2 protein-coding genes are annotated in these 1,265 nt (G+C 28.8%); both read left to right on the plus strand.

The window, feature by feature from the left end; genetic code table 11:
- Nucleotides 1-152 precede the first annotated feature (152 nt).
- Nucleotides 153-644 (plus strand): CBO0543 family protein, encoded by a 492-nt coding sequence (locus V7659_RS30355; RefSeq protein ID WP_335543733.1) that lies wholly within the window; start codon nucleotides 153-155, stop codon nucleotides 642-644.
- Nucleotides 641-1,108 carry a CBO0543 family protein gene (locus V7659_RS30360; RefSeq protein WP_335543734.1) on the plus strand — a complete coding sequence of 156 codons (468 nt, stop codon included), beginning with the start codon at nucleotides 641-643 and terminating at the stop codon, nucleotides 1,106-1,108. Before V7659_RS30355 ends, V7659_RS30360 begins: the two co-directional genes overlap by 4 nt.
- The last annotated feature ends 157 nt before the right edge of the window (nucleotides 1,109-1,265 follow it).

The following is a 1,265-nucleotide window of genomic DNA, read 5'->3' on the forward strand; positions in this document are numbered from 1 at the left end:
GATTGAAATAGAGGATTAATTAAATGAACTTTACCCCGTAATTTAATGAGATTAAACTAAGGCATCATCTTGGTTTCCTATTCACATAAAAATGTATTTTTAAAAAGAAAGAGAAGATAATACTAAAATAAATTCTTTAGGAGAATAATCGAATGAATTTTGAAAGGTGGATTTTAATAGGATTCTCGTTTTTATGCATCATTGCAATTTTTAAATTGGTGCCAAGAGAGAAAACAAGAGATGCATGTGTTTTATTTTTGTTTCTCCAAATAATTACTTGGCCAGCTGGTCTATTTGCAGTTGAAATGGGATGGATCGAATATCCTACTCAGTTATTTCCATATGCAAATGATTATAACAGGTCGAGTTTCGCTTTTGAATTTTTCATTTTTCCTATTGTTGCGATTTTTTTTAGTCTGTATTATCCAAATAAAGCTAAAATTAAAGGTGCCCTAATATATTACATAGCATTTTCTGGTTTCTTCACTGTTTGTGAGGTAGTTCTTGAAAAGTACACAACTCTCGTGGAATATCACGAATGGAAATGGTATTGGACTTTATCAACGGTTATAATTTCATTATTTTTGAACCATAGATATTATCTCTGGTTTAAAAAAAGATTGGTAAAGGTTGAAGGCAGATGATTAAAGAAATTCTAATTCTAATTTTTTCTTGGTTTATATCTATTTCTTTAATGTTGAAATACATACCGAAAGAAAGTAAAAGAACTGCTCATATAACATTTTTATTTGTTTCAACAATAACATGGATTTATGAATACATCCAATTATTAACAGGGTTGGTGGAATTTCCATTTAGAGAATTTAATGTTGCAACAAAAATGAGTTTTTCTCTTTATTATCTTGTGTATCCAACATTTGGAGTGTTTTTTATTACTTTGTATCCTATGGAAAAAGTGAAACTAAGAATATTTATTCATTTTTTCGTATTTACAATAGCAATTACAACATATTCGTTTTTCATTGAAAAATACAGCTCTTTAATTTTTTTCAAAAAATGGAACTGGTTCGCTAGTTTTTTCAGTAACTTAATTATTTTATATATTGTTAAAAAATTTGTATATTGGTTTAAAAAGGGACTAGTATAACTAACAGGTGCGATGCTTTAATATAAGGCATCTTCTATTTTGGATTCAATTAACAGAACAGATTGTGAAGAATTGTACTTAAAGTAACGGGTGCTTGAGTTCATGATGGATCGCTGCGGCGATCTTTTTTGCTTGTTGTGCTAAACCAGCTAATAGT

Source organism: Neobacillus drentensis, assembly GCF_036966985.1.
GTDB lineage: Bacteria > Bacillota > Bacilli > Bacillales > Cytobacillaceae > Neobacillus > Neobacillus drentensis_E.